Origin of the sequence: Exiguobacterium sp. Helios (assembly GCF_014524545.1) — a bacterium.
Lineage (GTDB): Bacteria > Bacillota > Bacilli > Exiguobacteriales > Exiguobacteriaceae > Exiguobacterium_A.
In genome coordinates this window covers 137,210-156,290 of the sequence record NZ_CP053557.1, presented here as the reverse complement: position 1 = coordinate 156,290, position 19,081 = coordinate 137,210, and the positions used below count along the sequence as shown (strand labels likewise).

The 19,081-nt window shown below is 46.1% G+C and carries 16 protein-coding genes; 7 read left to right on the top strand and 9 right to left on the bottom strand.

Features of this window, described 5'->3' with window-relative positions:
• Positions 1-36: 36 nt before the first annotated feature.
• Positions 37-1,662 carry an ABC-F family ATP-binding cassette domain-containing protein gene (locus tag HNY42_RS00825; RefSeq protein ID WP_012371821.1) on the bottom strand — a complete coding sequence of 542 codons (1,626 nt, stop codon included), beginning with the start codon at positions 1,660-1,662 and terminating at the stop codon, positions 37-39.
• Between the two features lie 301 nt (positions 1,663-1,963).
• Here HNY42_RS00825 and HNY42_RS00820 point away from each other — a divergent pair, with 301 nt between their 5' ends.
• Positions 1,964-2,836 (top strand): prohibitin family protein, encoded by an 873-nt coding sequence (locus tag HNY42_RS00820; protein ID WP_012371819.1) that lies wholly within the window; start codon positions 1,964-1,966, stop codon positions 2,834-2,836.
• 101 nt (positions 2,837-2,937) lie between these two features.
• Here HNY42_RS00820 and pepT read toward each other — a convergent pair whose 3' ends face one another.
• Positions 2,938-4,173, bottom strand: a complete 1,236-nt coding sequence (gene pepT, locus HNY42_RS00815; RefSeq protein ID WP_188004907.1) for a peptidase T — start codon at positions 4,171-4,173, stop codon at positions 2,938-2,940.
• A 109-nt stretch (positions 4,174-4,282) separates the two neighbouring features.
• On the opposite strand from pepT, the gene HNY42_RS00810 reads away from it, so the two are divergent.
• Positions 4,283-5,266 carry a zinc-binding dehydrogenase gene (locus HNY42_RS00810; protein WP_188004906.1) on the top strand — a complete coding sequence of 328 codons (984 nt, stop codon included), beginning with the start codon at positions 4,283-4,285 and terminating at the stop codon, positions 5,264-5,266.
• Positions 5,267-5,380: 114 nt separating this feature from the next.
• Here HNY42_RS00810 and HNY42_RS00805 read toward each other — a convergent pair whose 3' ends face one another.
• Positions 5,381-6,568, bottom strand: coding sequence for a class I SAM-dependent rRNA methyltransferase (locus HNY42_RS00805; protein WP_188004905.1), 1,188 nt, complete (start codon positions 6,566-6,568; stop codon positions 5,381-5,383).
• A 340-nt stretch (positions 6,569-6,908) separates the two neighbouring features.
• On the opposite strand from HNY42_RS00805, the gene HNY42_RS00800 reads away from it, so the two are divergent.
• Positions 6,909-7,316: a (deoxy)nucleoside triphosphate pyrophosphohydrolase gene (locus HNY42_RS00800; RefSeq protein ID WP_131503557.1), complete on the top strand. Its 408-nt coding sequence runs from the start codon at positions 6,909-6,911 to the stop codon at positions 7,314-7,316.
• Here HNY42_RS00800 and HNY42_RS00795 read toward each other — a convergent pair.
• From HNY42_RS00795 to HNY42_RS00775, 5 genes are all read right to left on the bottom strand, one after another.
• Positions 7,291-10,449: a DUF3427 domain-containing protein gene (locus tag HNY42_RS00795; RefSeq protein ID WP_188004904.1), complete on the bottom strand. Its 3,159-nt coding sequence runs from the start codon at positions 10,447-10,449 to the stop codon at positions 7,291-7,293. The two genes, HNY42_RS00800 and HNY42_RS00795, sit on opposite strands and share 26 nt — an antisense overlap.
• 144 nt (positions 10,450-10,593) lie before the next feature.
• Complete coding sequence (locus HNY42_RS00790; RefSeq protein ID WP_131973525.1) at positions 10,594-11,040, bottom strand: OsmC family protein; 447 nt, start codon at positions 11,038-11,040, stop codon at positions 10,594-10,596.
• Positions 11,041-11,145: 105 nt separating this feature from the next.
• The gene (locus HNY42_RS00785; protein WP_131503554.1) at positions 11,146-12,078 is read right to left on the bottom strand and encodes an aldo/keto reductase; all 933 of its coding nucleotides are present in this window, start codon (positions 12,076-12,078) and stop codon (positions 11,146-11,148) included.
• A 16-nt stretch (positions 12,079-12,094) separates the two neighbouring features.
• Entirely contained in the window at positions 12,095-12,985 is an 891-nt protein-coding gene (locus HNY42_RS00780) for an aldo/keto reductase (RefSeq protein WP_255508407.1), read from the bottom strand.
• 95 nt (positions 12,986-13,080) lie between these two features.
• Positions 13,081-13,446, bottom strand: a complete 366-nt coding sequence (locus HNY42_RS00775) for a cupin domain-containing protein (RefSeq protein WP_370528965.1) — start codon at positions 13,444-13,446, stop codon at positions 13,081-13,083.
• A gap of 263 nt (positions 13,447-13,709) precedes the next feature.
• On the opposite strand from HNY42_RS00775, the gene HNY42_RS00770 reads away from it, so the two are divergent.
• The 3 genes from HNY42_RS00770 to HNY42_RS00760 all read left to right on the top strand — a co-directional run bounded on the left by HNY42_RS00770 (position 13,710) and on the right by HNY42_RS00760 (position 16,491).
• A complete protein-coding gene (locus HNY42_RS00770; RefSeq protein WP_188004902.1) occupies positions 13,710-13,991 on the top strand; it encodes a putative quinol monooxygenase in 282 nt (93 codons plus the stop codon).
• Positions 13,992-14,154: 163 nt separating this feature from the next.
• A complete protein-coding gene (locus HNY42_RS00765) occupies positions 14,155-15,561 on the top strand; it encodes a YfcC family protein (RefSeq protein WP_188004901.1) in 1,407 nt (468 codons plus the stop codon).
• 108 nt (positions 15,562-15,669) lie between these two features.
• A complete protein-coding gene (locus HNY42_RS00760) occupies positions 15,670-16,491 on the top strand; it encodes a DUF1028 domain-containing protein (RefSeq protein ID WP_188004900.1) in 822 nt (273 codons plus the stop codon).
• Positions 16,492-16,536: 45 nt separating this feature from the next.
• Here HNY42_RS00760 and HNY42_RS00755 read toward each other — a convergent pair whose 3' ends face one another.
• Positions 16,537-18,174, bottom strand: coding sequence for a glycoside hydrolase family 55 protein (locus tag HNY42_RS00755; RefSeq protein ID WP_188004899.1), 1,638 nt, complete (start codon positions 18,172-18,174; stop codon positions 16,537-16,539).
• Between the two features lie 145 nt (positions 18,175-18,319).
• Here HNY42_RS00755 and HNY42_RS00750 point away from each other — a divergent pair, with 145 nt between their 5' ends.
• A complete protein-coding gene (locus tag HNY42_RS00750) occupies positions 18,320-19,078 on the top strand; it encodes a hypothetical protein (protein WP_188004898.1) in 759 nt (252 codons plus the stop codon).
• The last annotated feature ends 3 nt before the right edge of the window (positions 19,079-19,081 follow it).

Genomic DNA, 19,081 nt, shown 5'->3' with positions numbered 1-19,081 from the left:
ACCCAATCCGCTAGGACAGGTCTCTTGTAGATTGAATTAGTTTGTTGCGTACAACGTAGACAATTGTTGTTGAACAGACTCGTTGTTGAGGTATTCATCGTATGTTGTTTCTTTATCGACGATACCGTTTGGTGTCAATTCGATGATCCGGTTTGCAATCGTTTCAACGAACTGATGGTCATGCGAACTGAAGAGCATCGCGCCTTTGTAAGCGATCAAACCATCGTTAAGTGCCGTGATCGATTCGAGATCCAAGTGGTTCGTCGGATCGTCGAGGACAAGAACGTTTGAGCCGCTGAGCATCGCTTTTGATAACATACAACGGACTTTTTCTCCCCCGGATAAGACAGACGCTTTTTTCATGACTTCTTCACCGGAGAAGAGCATCCGGCCGAGGAAACCACGGAGGAACGTATCGCTCTCGTCAGCCGGCGAATACTGGCGCAACCAATCGAGAATCGTTTTGTCCGAACCTTCGAAGAAAGCGGAGTTATCTTTTGGCAGATAAGATTGTGACGTCGTGACGCCCCATTTGAATGTTCCGCTGTCCGCTTCCATCTCACCCATCAGAATTTTGAAGAGTGTCGTGATCGCGATGTCATTTTGGCTGATAAAGACGGCTTTATCCGTTTTGTTTAACGAGAAACGGACATTATCAAGGACTTTGACACCATCGATTGTTTTCGAAATGCCGTCGACGATCAACAGATCGTTTCCGATTTCACGTTCCGGTGTGAAGCCGACGAACGGATAACGGCGTGACGACGGACGGATGTCGTCGAGTGTAATTTTATCAAGCAACTTTTTCCGTGATGTCGCCTGTTTCGCTTTGGAAGCGTTCGAGCTGAAACGGGCGATGAAGGCTTGAAGTTCTTTGATTTTTTCTTCTTTTTTCTTGTTTTGATCGCCTGCCATACGTGAAGCGAGCTGACTTGACTCATACCAGAAATCATAGTTTCCGATATACAGTTGGATTTTCCCGTAATCGAGATCGGCCATATGCGTACACACGTTGTTGAGGAAGTGACGGTCGTGGGAAATGACGATGACCGTATTTTCAAACCCGATCAAGAACTCTTCAAGCCATTTAACGGCTTTCAGATCAAGACCATTGGTAGGCTCATCGAGCAACAGAATGTCTGGTTTACCGAACAAGGCTTGGGCAAGCAATACTTTAACTTTCTCTCCGCCTGTTAATTCAGCCATTGTTTTCGTATGCAGGTTTTCTTTAATACCAAGACCTTGTAAAAGCATTGCCGCTTCCGACTCTGCTTCCCATCCGTTCATTTCTGCGAACTCACCTTCGAGCTCGGCAGCACGCATGCCGTCTTCGTCCGAGAAGTTTTCTTTCATATAGATAGCATCTTTTTCTTTCATGACTTCATAAAGGCGCTTATGCCCCATCATGACCGTTTCGATGACTTGGAATTCTTCATATTCATAGTGGTTCTGGCGAAGGACACCAAGGCGTTCGCCCGGCGTGATGATGACGTCTCCTTGCTGGGCTTCGATATCACCGGCAAGAATTTTAAGGAATGTTGATTTACCGGCACCGTTTGCACCGATGAGACCGTAGCAGTTGCCCGGTGTGAACTTGATGTTGACGTCTTCGAATAATTTACGGTCCGCAAAGCGGAGACCGACGTTTTGTACTGTAATCATATAGAGATGAACCCTCGTTTCTAGTGTGTGATGTGCTGTTACGAGTGTACCACAAAATGATACGTCTCGTTTCAAGGACAAAGTTCTTTACATCTTAGACCGGATTGCGCAATTTAGCAACCATGCTTTTAAACAAAATGAAACATTTTCCAATCTGAAGCGTAAGAGTAGGTACAACATTCATGAAGGAGGAGGACGGCGTGGCAACACTTTTTACGTTATTATTTTTTGCACTGATCGTCTTGCTGGCCATTGAACTGTATAAGTATATTCAGGATAAAATTGATAAAGGAGACTCAAAATGAGAGAAATCAAACCAAAAAAACGTATCAGGCCGTCGATGATCATCGCAGGTGTGATTGTCGTCGCACTTCTTGCGATGACACCATTTATCGTCGAACAAATCGAACCGGGACAGGTCGGTGTCGTCTATAAACCGTCAAGCGGTGTCCAGGACGAGACACTCTCTCAAGGTTGGCATATCGTTTCGCCAATCACACGCGTCACCGAGTATCCGATCCGGACACAGACGAAATCACTCGACAATATGACACTGGCGACAAAAGACGGGAAAAATATCGTTGTCGACTTTACGTACAGTTTTTCGGTTTCACCTGACCAGGTGACGGAAGTCTTTAATAAATTTGGTCCGATTGAAATTGATGAGATTGCAGCCGGTTACTTAAAACAACGTCTTTATGATGCGTCACGCGAACAGATTTCGAAAGTTACCGTTCTCGAGTTATTCGGGGAACAGTCCGGAAACGTCTCGACGAGTATTCAGACACAGTTTGCCGAAGACGTCAAAAAGATTGGATTTATCATCGAGGACGTCGCACTCGGAGCACCTAAACCGGATGCGAAAACACAGGAAGCGATTGATGCGCGGGTGAAAGCCTCACAAGAACTCGATAAAAAGAAGACGGATCTTGCGATTGCGAAAGCAGAAGCAGAACGTCTGCGGGTAGAAGCGAAAGGGGCAGCGGATGCCCGACTCATTGAAGCGCAGGGTCTTGCGAAAGCGCAAAAAGAATTACAAAAAACATTAACGGAAGAAATGATTCAGTATGAAGCCGTCAAGAAGTGGGACGGGAAATCACCACTCGTCAGCGGATCGGGCAGTATGGTCCAATTGCCGATTCCAGATCAGCAAACAACAACAGAAGAAAAGTAAATCCATTTGGTTTGATAACGCGTATCTATCGTCTGGAGAAACCATATAGATCATGAAAAAAGCAGATTCTCATAGCGAGAATCTGCTTTCGTTTTATTGTCTTATTTGGTTGACTGAGCAAATCGTTCAGCAATGGCCACAACGACTTCCGTTGCCTTCACCATATTGTCGACAGAGATGAACTCGAACTTCCCGTGGTAGTTTTCGCCACCTGTGAAGATGTTTGGTGTCGGGAGTCCCATGTACGACAGTTGCGAACCGTCCGTCCCGCCACGGATTGGTTTGATAATAGGTGTGATACCACGTGACTCCATCGCCGCATGCGCGATATCAACGATTTCCATATGCGGTTCGATTTTTTCACGCATGTTGTAATATTGATCATTTAGTTTGATTTCAACGCTTCCTGCGCCATATTTCTTGTTCCATTCTTCGACTAAAGCCGTCAGGAAGTGTTTCCGGGCTTCGAACTTAGTCCGGTCAAAATCACGGATGATGTACTGGGCCGTTGTTTTTTCGACCGAACCTTCAAACGAAATCAAGTGGTAGAATCCTTCGAAACCGTCTGTAAATTCAGGTGCTTCATCACCCGGTAACCGGTTCTGAAAAGCCATCGCATGTTTTTGCGAGTTGACCATCTTGTCTTTCGCCGTCCCTGGGTGGACGTTTGTTCCGTGGAAGACGATTTCGGCAGCAGCTGCGTTGAAACTTTCATATTCAAGTTCACCGAGCGGACCACCGTCAACCGTATAAGCGAATTTCGCATCAAAAGCAGCGACGTCAAAATGATGCGGACCACGTCCGATTTCTTCATCCGGTGTGAAGGCGACACGAATCCGGCCATGTTTGATTTCAGGGTGCGTGAGGAGATGATGCATCGCGGTCATGATTTCGGCGATTCCGGCCTTATTGTCTGCGCCGAGCAATGTCGTGCCATCTGTTGTCATCAACGTATGCCCGACGTAGTTTTTAAGTGCAGGAAAATCCTTTGGTGACAGGATGACAGGAATGGTTGGGTTAAGCACCAGGTCTTCTCCATCATATCCTTCGACGATTTGCGGATTGACGTTTGTACCCGTGAAATCAGTCGCCGTATCCAAGTGGGCTAAAAATCCGATTGTCGGAATGTCCGCATCGGTATTGGCAGGAAGGGTCGCCATGACATATCCGTTTTCATCGACGGTCACATCACTCATGCCAATTTCCTTCAGTTCGTCAACAAGCAGACGAGCGAGCGTCCATTGCCCGTCTGTTGTCGGAACGGTCGTACTTGCGTAGTCAGACTGTGTATCGATTTTCGCATATGTAGTCAAACGACGAATCAAATCATGTTTCAAAGAAAAAACGTCCTTTCTGAGTTAAGGTAGCTTCATCATAGCACGAAGTAGGAATGTTAGAGTATTCTGAAACAGGATAAGCTGATTTGAAAAAAAAGGGGGATTTTTTATGAAAGCCTATGTGGTAGAACAGTATGGAAAAGACGCTGCACTAACAGAAAAAGACGTCACACTCGAACAAATGGGGAACTATGATTTGAAGATTAAAGTGGAAGGTACGAGCCTGAATCCACTGGACACAAAAATGTTTTTTGGTCATGTGGCGGCAGCTCCTGCAACTGGAATTCTCCAGGGAGATGTTACGGGGAAAATCATTGAAATCGGAGAGAGTGTGACGTCTTTTTCTATCGGCGATCACGTCATCGCATTTGGCGGCGGACTCGGTAACCGGTCCGGGGCACTGGCGGAGCAGATGTTGGTTCCTGAAAAGATGGCCGTACTCAGACCAGAGAATCTGGATATTGCAACAGCAGGTTGTCTGCCGGTCATCAGTCTGACAGCGATGGAAGTGTTGAAGGAACGGGCAGCTGTTCATCAGGGGATGCGCTTATATGTAGCAGGTGGAACGGGTGGAGTCGGACACCTTGTCGGACAACTGGCTAAACATTATGGATGTGACGTGACAGCGAGTGCTTCAAATGATGAGAAAGCAACGTGGTTAGAACAACACGGTATTCGTCCGCACCGGTACCGGGATGAATCAGCCGAACAATTATTAGCGCGTCTCGGTCATGATGGATTCGATGTCATCGTTGATACCGTCGGCGGAGATCATTTGCAGGAGTCGTTCATCCTTGCGAAGGAACGCGGGAAAATTATTTCCATCGCCACCCGGACGACACAGGATTTGACACCGATGCACAGTAAAGCACTGACGCTCGAAGCCGTCTTTGTTGCTCTTCCATTACTGAAAGGGAAAAAGGAAGAAATGGTACGTCAACAGCAGCATCTGGCGGAAGTCGCACAACTCGTCGCGGATGGAGTCATCGATCTTGTCATCGAAGAGCAGGTGCCGCGTCAGCTTGATGCATTGAATGCGGCCTATCAAACCTTTGATCAGCGGTCACATTTCGGAAAGATAAGTGTCCTTTAAAGGGAAGCTCATTTTCCTAAGAATAATGATTCGATATTCATTTTACTTTTCCTTTTAATCCCAAAAAAAAATCTGCTGATGAAAAAATCATCAGCAGAATCATGAATCATATGCTTATTTACGACGGACCAACACAGATTTTGAAGCTGTTTCTTTTAAAGAAGCATGTTCCGGGAAGTCTTCTAAAGGAGTACTTTCCCAAATGATTTCGTATGTTTGACGTAATTTTTTAAATGCTTGATCGACCATCTTCATGAAGCGGGCTTGGTCAAATAAAGGACAGTCTGTCGTGATCAGCAATAAACCGCCACGATGGGTCATGTGGATCGTTTGTTGAATCAAAGCGGGTAAGTCGACCTCAGCCCGGAAATGACGAGCCTGTGTTTTGACAAGAATCGGCGGATGAACGATGACGAAATCAAAGCGTGTTTTTTTGTCGGCTTGATCGATATAGTCAAAAGCATCTTGCACAAGAATGGTCTGTGTTGCGGGATCGAGTTGATGCAATTCCAATTGTTCGATGGTCTTGTTACGGCTTCGTGTTGAAAAATCAACGCTTGTCGTCTCGGTTGCACCACCGAGCAGGGCAGCCGCTGTTAACGTACCGGTGTCAGAAAACAGATTCAGGACACGCCGGTCTGCAGCATGTTGTTTGACGACGGAACGGAGTTCACGCTGCTGAATATCAAGACCGGTGCGCATGCCGGCATCGAGATGATACAGCAGAGGGATTCCGTTTTCCTGCAAGACTTCCGGGAAATCACCGCGTTCACCGGCTAAGAAATCGTCACCTTTGACCGGTTGTCCATCAATCTGGAAAGCCCGTTTTTCATAAATGCTCTTAAAATGGATAAGTGATTCGAGCGCCGATACGATATCGGCTTTAAACGAGTAGATACCTTCGTTTTCAAACGTAATCAGATAATGGTGATCAAAACAATCGATCGTCAGACCGCCGATTCCGTCTCCTGAACCGTTGAACACACGGAACGTATCAATTAAATCATTCTCAAAAAAATCATTTCGACGATCGAGGGCAGCCTCGATTTTTTCTTTGAAGAAGGTTTCGTCGATGTCTTGCAGTTCATCAGTCGTCAGTAACCAACCGATCCCTTTTTCCTGCTTGCCAAAATAACCGGTTGCAAGGTATTCTTTATCTTCTGTTGTCAACCGGAGCAAGGCACCGGCTTCTTTAAGATGGTTGGTTTTTTGGAACAGTTCTTTATACAGAAGCGGTTGTCCGTCTTTAATTTGTTCAAGGGCTGTCGTTTTAACGACAACCGGATAAATTTCACGTGGCACACGATTTCCTCATTTCTAATTGTGGATAAGTAGTAAAAGTATAGCATATGGAAAGTTATCCACATGTGGATAATTTGAATAAAAAATGATTGAGGCAAATAGCTGTTGGTGTGGATAACTTTTGTAAAAAAAGAGTCACCTCTTTTCCATGCGCTTTCCTCAGGCGAGACATAAGCCAGAATGCTCAATTCCATGGAATCGAGCATCGGGTCTTATTTGTCTCTGACAGCGCAGATTCCTGCGCTTTTTCCTGTAGGAGTCGCATGAAAGAAGTGATCCTTTTTCATGAGTCGTAGTTTAGGATAAACATAAATGATTGACTAAAGAGAGGATGAATAGCATGTCAAAAAAGACAATTTCCGTTGTAGGTGCAGTAGTTACTAATTCAAAAAACGAAATTCTGTGTGCTCTTCGCAGTCCTGTCATGTCATTACCAAACTTATGGGAGTTTCCGGGCGGGAAAATCGAACTGGGTGAACGTCCGGAAGAGTCTCTCCGCCGCGAAATTCAGGAAGAGTTAAATTGTACGATTCAAGTAGGTAATCACATCGAAACGACACGACATGAATACGACAAAGTAATTGTTGAGTTATCGACTTTTCAATCAACGATTGTATCAGGTGAACCTCAAGCACTGGAACATGCCGAATTACGATGGGTACCCGTCAAACAGTTAGATTCTTTAGACTGGGCTCCGGCAGACATTCCAGCTGTTCAAAAAATCATGAAAGCTTTTTCCACGAAATAAATTCTTCGCTTGTTAGAGGTTCTTTTAAAATCCACTCCACATTAATCGGTTTTGATCCGTGACTGCTTTTGTGAATCAGTTCACCGAAGTACGTAAAGGGCAGGGAACGACCTTGCTCCTTTTCAGCTTTTCGAATAAAGAGATGAATTTTGATTCCGCGTGCTTCGTGGTGGCGGTAGAGTTCACCAGATTTTCCGGTTGCTGTAGCGATACTTTGCGATTGCCAGTGGAAATGGTCTTTATCAATAAAGTAGTCTTGATAATTCAACTGATCTTCAATCGATTCATTTTTGTGTAAATTCACGAATAATACATAATCGTCTCCGGCTTGTGCGACTCCTTCACGCCATGAACCTTCCTGGCTTGGAGATTGTAATAATCGTTGGATGACAGAACGACTGTATGTCATTCTCGAAATCAGCGATTGAGAGCTAGTCAACCAGTTTTCGCCTCCGGAAAGTTGCTCAAATGAGTGGAGGCCTGCCTGGATCAACTCCTGCAAATAGTCGACTAACTCTGGTGACGATGCTAAAACCCGGGTCATCTCTTCCGAGAAGGCATATTCACTAGTGGCAGATTCAACGAGCAAAATAATCCGATCGTGTTTTAAAGAAGTAGACCAGCGATTAAACAAATGCTGAATCAAAGGCAAACGATGTGTTAAGGCTTCCGCTGAAACGGCAAAACGGATTGCTGTCGATTGAATGACATCATCAGCTGAAATGGTTTGTTGGTTGAATAGTAATTGAATCATCAACAAGCTGAACGGTTCGCGGATCGGGAACCAACTTTCGATATGTTGAAGAACACGTCGTGTATCCGGATTAAGCAATAAAGCCACTTCTTCATCGGTCGCTACTTTTTCCAGTTGTTTTAATCGCAGGACACTTTTCCACTGCTGAATAATGGTTTCGATTGCCGGTGCGTCCGGATGCGTGACCAAATCGTTTAATGATGGTGTGTCGCCGATCATTGTCATAAGCCGCTGATAACTTTCGCGTAACTGTTTACTGGCTGAGAACTCGATTTTTTTCATTTGTTCAATGATGAAGGTCTCTGTCACACGATCCAAAATCGCCAAGGAACCTTCAGGCAAAATCGGGAAATGGTTTTGAACCGCATTGGCGACATGATAACGGTCGATGGAATGGAAAGATTGCTGACCGGATAAGACAAGTGGTGCGACAAAAGCGCGTTGGCTGTTGCCGATGAAGTCTAAAATCGTAACGTATTCTTTAGATTCATGTTTACGCAAACCGCGACCGAGTTGCTGGATAAAAATCGTCGGCGATTCCGTAGGACGTAAAAACAGCATGACGTTGATTTTAGGGATATCGACACCTTCATTGAAAAGATCAACGGTAAAGATAAACGATAGCGGATCCCGGTCATCTTCCAGCCGTTGAATGGCGTGTTCCCGTTCTGCTTCCGTTTGTTTACTTGTGATAGCCAGTGACTCGATTTGGTGCTTGTTAAACTCAGCAGCCATGTATTCGGCATGATCAATATTGACACAAAAGCCGAGACCGACTTGATTTGCGCCGCTGTGACCAAACTTAGTCATCATCTCAAGAATATACTCTGTTCGAGATGAACGTTCGAGTGCTTCCACTAAATCTTTTTCAATGTATAAACCGTTTTTTTGTGGAATGGCTTCATAATCAATCGCTTCATCATCTTGAATACCAAAGTAATGGAACGGTGTTAATAAGTCTTGGGCCAATGCATCGTACAATCGAATTTCGTATGCAATATTGTGGTCCACTAACTTAAAGATATTTAATCCGTCCATTCGTTCCGGTGTTGCTGTAATGCCGAGTAAAAATTGCGATGTAAAGTAGTTGAGGATTTTTTGGTAAGACTCGGAAGCAGCATGGTGAAACTCATCGATGATGATGTAATCAAAAGTGTTTGGATCGAATTGTTCCAAATGAATTTCTTTTGAAAACGTTTGAATGGTCGCAAAGATAAATTGTTTATCAAGATCTTTTTGATTTGCTTGATAACGACCAAAAGTAGCATCGCCATCTGTGAAAATCTTTTTGAATGTTTCTTCAGCTTGAGATAACAGTTTTCCACGATGGGCAACGAATAGAACACGTTTGGCATCAAACTGTTTCACATCAAAGGCAGCCAAATAAGTTTTTCCTGTTCCCGTTGCTGCAATGACCATGGCTTTTGTTTGTTGCTTTAACCGTAAACGGTGTAATTGTTCCAAAGCCGGAAGCTGCATCTCATTTGGCTGAATTACTTCGTATTCAACAGGAGGCTCTGCAACGCGGTCATTGACGATAAACTGTTTGATTTTCGGAGCGTCTAAATGGTGTTGTTCATATTGATCTAAAATTGCTGAGGTGCAGGGAATGGCTTCGTTACTGTTCCAAAGATTATTAAACAGAGTTTGCGCTTGAGAAACTAAAGACGTGAGAGGAGAATGGGGAATTCGAACATTCCACTCCAGTCCGTTGGTTAAAGCAGACTTTGATAAATTGGATGAACCGATAATCGCACTATGTAAATTAGTTTCCCGCGTAAATAAATAAGCTTTTGGATGGAAAGCCTGATTTTTTTTGATCGGTTCGTAAATTTTAATCTCGATATTTTTAAACTGCATCAGGGTACGTAATGCTTTGGCTTCCGTAATGTTCATATAAAATGAAGTTAAGATACGAATCGGTTTATTGATCCGTTCCGCTTCTTGAAATGAAGGGACGAGTGTTTGAATTCCGGAATGGCGTGTAAAGCTGACCATCCAGTCGGCAGATTGGGCTGTTGATAATTCATCAATCAAGTGATGTAACAGTTTTTCCTGATTTTCCTGTCCCGGTGCAATTAAATCCCAAGCTCTTAATGATTTTTCATAATGTACAGGTGTCGCAGTAGAAGATATTAATTCACGATGCAAGGGCGTAGCCAAAAGCGGTTCATCTAATGCAGAGAGCCAACGGTTTGTGGTTTCAATCATTTCCCCGGTCAGTTGATTGTGTTGAAGTTCAACAATCGATTTATAGAAGAGTTCATTTAAGTGTGTTAGTAATTCGGCGGTATAATCTGCCGGTTGAATCGGAGAGCTTTTTTCAAAAGGATGAGATTCAGTATTTTGACTGCGTAATTTTTCTTGAAACGATGACATCTGATGACCTCCAATAAATTCCAAACTAAGTTCAGTATACGAAGGAACTGAAAATTGTGCAGCAAGAATCTAATCAAAAATAAAAGACCTCATTTCAATAAAGAAATGAAGTCGTACTGTATCAGCATACATCGAAAAGAATCCTCAGCCTTCCAACTCCACGACCGCCTCTAACGAAACCTTCACATTACCGGCCAGTGCGCGCGTAATCATACACGATCCTTCTGCTTTTTCAGCCAGACGGCGTGCTTTTATCAAGTTCGCTTCGGTGGTCTCTGCCGGCAGAATCAGTGTCGGGCGGTGAATGATCGCATCATACGTGAAGACACCATTCGTGACGTCAACGATTCCTTCCGATTCCATCGTCAGTGACACTTTCGGAATGTTGTTCCGTTCCAGCATGGCAGCAAGTGTAATGATGTAACAGGTTGCTGCTGCGCCAAGTAACATCTCGTCCGGATTGGTACCGACACCGGGACCGTCCATTGCGTCCGGAATTGAAATCTTGGTTTTTAATTCGCCGGTTTCGATTTGTCCGACGTCGTTGCGGTTGCCAGGCCAGTCTGCTGTCAGGTGAAAATGATGTTTCATATGAATCGCCTCCTGTTTCTTTATCATACGGACCTTGCCGAAGATTTTCGCTTAATCTGCTCAAAGCAACACCACGCCAAGTCCTCCTGGCGTGGTGTTTTGGTCTCAGCTGAAGATTTGATCGATTTGACGAATTTCGTCTTCCGTTAATTCGACATCGAGTGTCCGGATTGTATCCGTAACCTGTTCGGCCCGTTTCGCCCCCGGAATGATGGCATCGATGCCGTCCTGTGCCAAATACCAGGCGAGGACGATATGCGCGACTTCGGCATCTTTTGCTTCTGCAATCGGACGCAACAAGTCGACTTTTGCCAGATTATCTTTAAAGACATCCTCCTGGAACAGTGGATCGTTTTTCCGAAGATCATCAAATTTCGTTTCGGCATCGTATTTTCCGGCAAGCAGACCGGCAGCAAGCGGGAAGTACGGTACGAATGAAATGCCGTGTTCGCGGATGTACGGTAAAATCTCTTTTTCGGCATCGCGTTTAAAGAGATTGTATTCTCCTTGATAAACGTCGACGTGACCGTCTTTATTCGCTTCCTTTAATTGTTCGAGTGAGAAGTTCGAGACACCGATTGCCCGGATTTTACCTTCTGCTTTCAGCTCAGCAAGCGCTGCGACGGCTTCGTCTTTTGGTGTCGTCTCGTCTGGAAAATGAATGTAATACAGATCGATATAATCTGTCCGCAAACGTTTCAGACTGTCTTCGACCGCTTGTTTTAAAAAATCGGGTGAGTTGTTCATGACGACTTTTCCGTCAACTAGTTGGTGGGCTCCTTTTGTCGCGAGAATGACTTCTTCACGTTCCACGGTTTCACTCCACACTTCACCAACCAATTCTTCCGAACGTTCCGGACCATAAATATAGGCTGTATCGAGGAAATTAATGCCATTCATCAAAGCGACGCGGACAAGATCACGACCGGCCTGCTCATCGAGGTTCGGATAGAGGTTGTGTCCACCGACGGCATTCGTTCCAAGACCGATAGGGTTGACTGTTAAATTGGATTTTCCGAGTTTGACTGATTTGTTCATGACTGATGATTCCTCCTTAGACGATATCAAGTGCTTCTTTTTTAGTTGGTGCCGGGAATGCTTCATCGAGTGCTGTATATTCTTCGTCGGTTAACTCGACTAACGCGGCTTTCCCGTTTTCTTCCACGTGTTGTGCCTGCCCGGCTTTCGGGATGGCGATGACGTCACCGCTACGAATCGCCCAGGCCAGTAGAATTTGTGCCGGTTTGACGCCATGTTCTTCCGCAAGACGTTCGACGGTCGGATGATCCAGCAACTGCTCCCGTAAGCTGCCGCCTTCTGCGAGTGGGCAATAGGCCATGACCGGAATGCCGTGTTGTTTTAAGAGCGGAATCAATTCATACTCGATACCACGCGAACCGAGATGGTACAGCACCTGGTTGACGGCGCATTGATCGCCTTTATCAAGAGCGAGGAGTTCTTTCATATCTTTGACATCAAAGTTTGAGACACCCCACCGGCGGATTTTACCTTCTGCTTTTAATTGCTCGAGGCCGTCGACCGTTTCCTGAAGCGGGATGCTGCCGCGCCAGTGCAATAGATAAAGATCCAAGTAATCAGTACCAAGATTTTCAAGTGTCTGTTCACATGCTGCACGCAGTTTTTCGCCGCCGGCATTATGCGGGTAAACTTTTGAGACGAGGAACACTTCATCACGTCGTTCTTTCAGCACTTCTCGAATCAGCTTTTCAGAAGCGCCTTCTCCGTACATTTCAGCCGTATCAATCAATTCCATCCCGCTGTCGAGTCCGACATGCAAGGCTTCGATTTCAGCCTGACGCTTACTTTGGTCTTCTCCCATACGCCATGTCCCTTGGCCAAGTGCACGAACATGCGTCTGATCCGGAAGTGTTACGGTCTTTTGTTTCAGTGCCGCCAGTATGACGGTCCGTTCTGTCTCATTCATCTCAGTTCCTCCTTTAAAAAGCACAATAGTAGGGTTTACCACTGATGTGACAGAAAAAAACGTCTGCTTTCCAAATGAAAGGAAAGCAGACGCCATTACCAATGCTCGAGTAACGGTCCTTGTCGTCCGTAAACGGGATCCGTCTCGGGACGTTCAACCTGAGCAATCCGCTTCAAGTTATCCGGTCGTTCACACGGATCACCGGTTAAGGTATCGTAGTCTTGGCCCTTTGGATAGGCACCGACGACTTGAAACTTCTGGCTTGTGTGTAAAGCCCTGTGGCCCGTACCGGCAGGCAGGACGACGACATCGCCGGCGGTTAACGTAAATGTTTTTCCAAGCGGTCCGCCGAGCTGAATGCTGGCGTGTCCTTCAAGAATGCCGATGACTTCGTGGGCGACACTGTGATAATGGTGAAAATCAAAAATCCCATCCACCCAGCTGTTTTTCCAGTTGTGCATATTAAAAGTCTCTTCAATAGAAGAAGGATCGTCAAAAGCATGTCGATAAATAAGTACAGGTAAATTAGGATTATTGGGGATTTCGCCATCATCCTCGAAATAAAAAGTCTCGACGTTCATAGATGAACTCCTCTCTGATGTCAAAATGATACATTTTTTTACCCGGAATATAACTTCCTTAATCGTCCAAGCATCTTAATGGAGAATGGGAAAGGAAGGTGCTACGATACTTGAGTTAATGAAATTTTAGAGGAGGCCTTCCAATGATCGCCATTGAAGCAAAATTAGAAGTACAACCTGCAAAACGTCAAGAGTTTTTAGAAGCTACAAAAACATTGATTGAAGGGTCACGGTTAGAAGCAGGTAACATCAGTTATGATTTATTCCAAAGCATCGAAGACGAGAATATCTTCATGATGATTGAGAAATGGGAAGATCAAGCAGCAATCGAAACGCACAACACAAGTGCCCATTTCGGTCAGTTCGTGGCATTTGCCCAAACAGCACTTGCGAAACCATTAGACGTTCAATCATTTAATGCGTGAGTAAGACTCGAAAAACCTGACTACGGTCGGGTTTTTTATTTTTCTTACAGTTTTAATATATTACAAAAAAATTAAATGATGAAATAGACTGTTATTTTTTCCATAAATAGGGCATTATCTCTTAAGAGAGTCAAAATTTAAAGGTAGGTCAGGAGGCAAATGGATGAATGAACGGAAACCACAGGCAGATGCTTCGGAGCGCTCCTTCTTCAAGATGCCTCACACGTACGCGATTATCATGGGGATTCTACTGATTGCGGTCATTTTGACGTATACATTACCAGCAGGTCAGTTTGACCGGGAAAAACAGGACGGACAAACGGTCGTCATTGACGGGACGTATCGTGCAGTCGAATCCGCGCCTGTCAACTTCTTTGGTTTGTTTGAAGCCATTCCAAAGGGGATGGAGGCAGGTGCCGCCATCATCTTTTATATCTTTTTGGTTGGTGGTGTTTTTGGTATCATCCGGCAAACGGGTGCTATCGAATCCGGCATCAATCAACTGATCAATCGTTTTGGTCAAAAAGGACATATTATGATCCCGATGACGATGTTTGTCTTTTCAGTCGCCGGTGCGACAATCGGAATGGCGGAAGAAACCATCATCTTCGTCCCAATCGGCATTATGTTGGCACGGGCACTTGGCTATGATGCGATGACAGGGGCGGCGATTGTCAGCCTCGGGGCAGCCGTCGGTTTTGCCGGAGGCATGCTGAATCCGTTTACGGTCGGTGTCGCGCAGTCGATTGCTGAAGTACCGTTATTTAGTGGGCTCGGTTACCGGACTGCAGTTTATCTTGTCTTTTTAGTCGTCACGATTCTATATGTCATGAACTATGCACAGAAGGTCAAAAAAAATCCGGAACAGAGTCTTGTGCATGATCTTGAGAAACACCGAAAACAAGAAACGGCGACCACTTTTTCCCGATTTTCGAAAAAACATCTGTTTGTTCTAGTGGTGCTTGTCGGCGGAATCACGCTGAATGTCATCGGTATTTTTGAATGGGGTTGGTATTTGACGGAACTGACGGCATCGTTCCTGATCATAGGTCTACTTGCCGGTATCGTTACGATGGGCGTCAACCGGACATTCGAAAGTTTAATTGACGGAGCCAAGGCGGTCACATTCGGTGCCTTGATCGTCGGTTTTGCCCGGGCGATTGTTGTCATCCTAGAAGACGGACGGGTCATTGATACCGTGATTTACGGTTTGTCGAATGCCGTCGGTCAGTTACCGACTTCTTTAGCTGTCATTGGTATGTACATCGTCCAGTTGATTACGAACTTCTTTATTCCATCGGGAAGCGGACAGGCGGCGACAACGATGCCGATCATGGCGCCACTGGCTGATTTGCTCGGAATTGAGCGGCAAGTCGCGGTCCTCGCCTTTCAGTACGGCGATGGATTGACGAATATGATTTTCCCGACGAGTGCCCACTTAATGGCGTTCCTGGCGATTGCCGGTATTCCATATGAAAAATGGCTGCGGTTTGTCTGGAAACTGTTTGCGATCTGGATTGTTCTTGCGTGTGGTGCATTACTGCTCGCAGTAGTTCTCGGAATTCAATAATCAAACCCGACCTTTCGTTCGAAGTGAACGGAAGGTTTTTCATATGCAGGAAACGGGAATTCTTACGACGAACGGGTATGTATGATAATCGAGGGGGATTTTAGACAGATGACTTATTCAATCGTTGGGTATTGTGAAAAAGAGCAGGCGTGGGGTGTAGCGGTTCAGTCGAAATTTTTAGCGGTCGGCAGTGCCGTACCTTTTGCGAAAGCCGGTGTCGGAGCGATTGCGACCCAGTCGTTTGCAAACACGACATACGGTCCGGAAGGATTACGGATGATTGAAGAGGGAAAATCAGCCGACGAAGTCCTGAAACGTTTGACGGAAGCCGATGAAGGATGGGCCGATCGCCAAGTCGGAATCGTGGATGCGTCAGGTAAAAGTGCGACGTTCACGGGAGAAGGATGTAACGATTGGGCAGGCGGGATTGCGGGAAAACACTTCGCGGCACAAGGAAACATCCTTGTCGACAGCAATACGGTCAAAGAAATGGCGCGTGTGTTCGAGACGACAGAAGGACCACTGGCAGAACGGTTGCTTCGGGCACTTGCGGCCGGTCAGGCAGCAGGTGGAGATTCACGGGGCATGCAGTCTGCAGCATTGTTAGTCGTCAAAGAAGGCGGCGGTTACGGTGGTTTTAATGACCGGTACATTGATTTGCGCGTCGATGATCATGCGAGCCCGATTCAGGAACTGGAGCGGATTTATCAGTTGCATACACTCTATTTACAACCAAGCAAGCCGGAAGAAATCAAACCGATTGATGATGCGCTCGAATCGGAGTTGATGGATAAGCTGCTTGAACTCGGATACCGTGGTTCGTTTGCGGAAGCGTTCCGGACATATCTGCATACAGAAAACTTCGAGATGCGGGAACAGACGGATCGATCGATCGATACACGCGTTCTGGCTTATCTCCGGGCACAATAAAAAGAAGCGGCTTTGACTGTTGTCGAAGCCGCTTCTTTTCGTTCATCAGCCAGATGTGGCATGCGTCCGGACCGGTACTTTGTAGCCGGTCGCAATAAACCGTTCGAGTTCTGGCTCAGACTTGGCGTTCAGACCGACTGTTCCGTCCCCTTTGATGGCGACATTCGCCAGACGGATCCGCTCGATGTTCGGACCGATCGTGATGCCGTGTTTGGCCGAATCTTCAATCCGGACATCGATTAATCGGACATCTTCGGCCCGGTTATCGCCCCCGAATATCTGAATATCCGTTTTGGCTTGTCGGAATCCGCTCATCTTGACCTGGCTCAGCGTGACATTCCGTGCTTTATATTGAATCCCGATCATCGGCTGTTCCTGATAATCATAATACGGATCACCGAGCACCGTGAAATCATGAATGACAACATTTCGATAGGCAGAGACGATAAGAGCCCGTGGCTTCGAGTTTTGATACAGCGGCGTATATTGTGGTGTCTGGGCAATCAGTCGGGTCGCAATGATATTGTATGCCGTTTGTGATGTCGGATCCGTCGCTTGATGATGACCGATATGACGGAAGTTAAATGACCGGTGATCATCGACAGACAGATGCCCGACGATTTTAACAGTCGATGCGGCGGATGATGTCGCGTGCGCCTTGATTTCAAGACCACCGAAGCAGCGGGTCGTCGCATTGTTAAATAACCAGACATCCCGGGAACCGTCATCGATCTCAATCCCGTTTGAGTTCGAGAAGCCGACCGCATGGGCACGACCGCTCGGGTCATGCATGAAACAGTTCGAGATGAACAGATGGTCACTGTGATGGGTCGTAATCCCGTCGTCACCAAATCCGGATCCGGTCAGACCGTCGAACCAGATGAACGAACTGCTGAGATTGGCCCGTGCCCCGTCGCCGTTATAGTTGTAGTACGGAGTTGAAATATCAAAGCAGTGTAATCCCGGATTCACCGCATCCACGTCAAAGACCCACCCGTACGTCACGTGCGCATAGGTCAAGCAACTGGAATGATTGCCCCACGTACTGCTTTTTTTGGCGTCACCGATCCGCTCGATGTTCCAATCCAGCGTCATCCGTTCGACGAGCAGATGATGATTGCCGAGTAAGTAGTTTTGATTCGTAATCAACCGGCGTCCTTTCGGTGCCGCGTCATGCAGTTTTAAAATCGTCTGTCCTTTTCCGTCCCCGGTCAAAATCGTATAACTCGGCAGGCGGATGCCGCGGACAAGATACGTGCCGGCCGGAACGTGGACTTGCCGGTGTCCGTCCGCGAGTGCTTCCTTAAAAGCGAGCGTATCGTCGGTCACGCCGTCACCAATCGCCCCATAGTCTTTGACATCGACTTTTTGGACGTTGCTGATCAATTGCTCGAATTCATACGTCAGCCGTCCGAACCAGCTGGGCCGGATTTCATCCTGTTCACTGACGAACGCTTTCGTCAACGGAAGGATGTGTTTATCCCGATCCGTCAAAAAGAGCGGTGAAATCAAGGACCGGAGATACCGGCTCGGATGAGGTGTGCGGCGCGGCGCGACAAACGGACTGTCTTTCATCAGTTGTTCCGCCCGGAAGACGGCCTCGCCGTTTGATTTTGTTTCGGTATATTCTGCAATCAGTTGACCATTCTGATACGGATCATGTGTTTCATCTAATCTCAACATGTAGAAACCCCTCTCTAAAAATCACTCTTTTCCTTTTCCCGTCCCGTTTAGGATTAAAGCTCTTTTCTCTAAAAAACAAAAAATTCCGATAATTAGGGTTGAACTCGTTTATAATGGATAAAAATGACATTAACGAGGTGGGGACATGCGTTTTCGAAGTCGATTGCTTATTTTGATAGGTGTGGTCATTTTAGGACTTGGTATTATAAAACCGTTGGCTGAGGCAGGGTACAGTGCTGCGCAAAAGATCGAAGTGTTTCCGGGTGGCGGTCAGCCGAGTTGTGTAAGCAACTGTGAATCTGAACCGTTGACGTTTTGGTGGTCATACTTATTTAAGAAAAAAGAATTGCCGCCCGGACAAGTTAAATATGGATATGAGACGGATGAAAAAGGTGATGGTGGGGGTGAACCACGAAAAGAAAAATTCATTTCACTTGGATCTCATTCGTTTTCAAAAGGCGAAGGCAAAGAAGGCGAAAGTGGCTTTCCCTATCTATTGATCGCGATTAGTCTCGCCGGTTTGACCGGACTATTTCTGATTGTTCGGCGTTTCCGAAAACGAAAGAAATGGGACAATACTGAAAACGAGTTAGTACCACGTTCGGTTCGAATAAAAAAACGCCTGGAAGAAACGGAACCAAAAGACGAACTGCCGCCATTACCGGTCGAACAGGTCCGGCAACAGGTTGTCTTGTTTAACCGTCATCTTCCCCAAAAACTGAAGCGTCGCGAAACCGAGTCATTCCGGGAATGGTTTGCACGGATCGGTTTTCAACCATCCCCTGAGTTGCGACAGCTGTATGAGGCGGTCCGCTATGATCCAAATCAATCGTCTGATGTGACGAAGACGGTGCTGACAGACATCGAACAGGACTTTTCCGATTATCTCGGACGATTCAAATGAAAC

Bases quoted from the DNA above. Each gene is read 5' to 3' on its own strand.
- HNY42_RS00785 (WP_131503554.1), bottom strand. From the start codon at position 12,078: ATGAACAAATCAGTCAAACTCGGAAAATCCAATTTAACAGTCAACCCT.
- HNY42_RS00800 (WP_131503557.1), top strand. From the start codon at position 6,909: ATGTCAAAAAAGACAATTTCCGTTGTAGGTGCAGTAGTTACTAATTCA.
- HNY42_RS00775 (WP_370528965.1), bottom strand. From the start codon at position 13,446: ATGCACAACTGGAAAAACAGCTGGGTGGATGGGATTTTTGATTTTCAC.
- HNY42_RS00760 (WP_188004900.1), top strand. From the start codon at position 15,670: ATGACTTATTCAATCGTTGGGTATTGTGAAAAAGAGCAGGCGTGGGGT.
- HNY42_RS00820 (WP_012371819.1), top strand. From the start codon at position 1,964: ATGAGAGAAATCAAACCAAAAAAACGTATCAGGCCGTCGATGATCATC.
- HNY42_RS00765 (WP_188004901.1), top strand. From the start codon at position 14,155: ATGAATGAACGGAAACCACAGGCAGATGCTTCGGAGCGCTCCTTCTTC.
- HNY42_RS00755 (WP_188004899.1), bottom strand. From the start codon at position 18,174: ATGTTGAGATTAGATGAAACACATGATCCGTATCAGAATGGTCAACTG.
- HNY42_RS00825 (WP_012371821.1), bottom strand. From the start codon at position 1,662: ATGATTACAGTACAAAACGTCGGTCTCCGCTTTGCGGACCGTAAATTA.
- HNY42_RS00790 (WP_131973525.1), bottom strand. From the start codon at position 11,040: ATGAAACATCATTTTCACCTGACAGCAGACTGGCCTGGCAACCGCAAC.
- HNY42_RS00795 (WP_188004904.1), bottom strand. From the start codon at position 10,449: ATGTCATCGTTTCAAGAAAAATTACGCAGTCAAAATACTGAATCTCAT.
- HNY42_RS00770 (WP_188004902.1), top strand. From the start codon at position 13,710: ATGATCGCCATTGAAGCAAAATTAGAAGTACAACCTGCAAAACGTCAA.
- HNY42_RS00810 (WP_188004906.1), top strand. From the start codon at position 4,283: ATGAAAGCCTATGTGGTAGAACAGTATGGAAAAGACGCTGCACTAACA.
- HNY42_RS00750 (WP_188004898.1), top strand. From the start codon at position 18,320: ATGCGTTTTCGAAGTCGATTGCTTATTTTGATAGGTGTGGTCATTTTA.
- HNY42_RS00780 (WP_255508407.1), bottom strand. From the start codon at position 12,985: ATGAATGAGACAGAACGGACCGTCATACTGGCGGCACTGAAACAAAAG.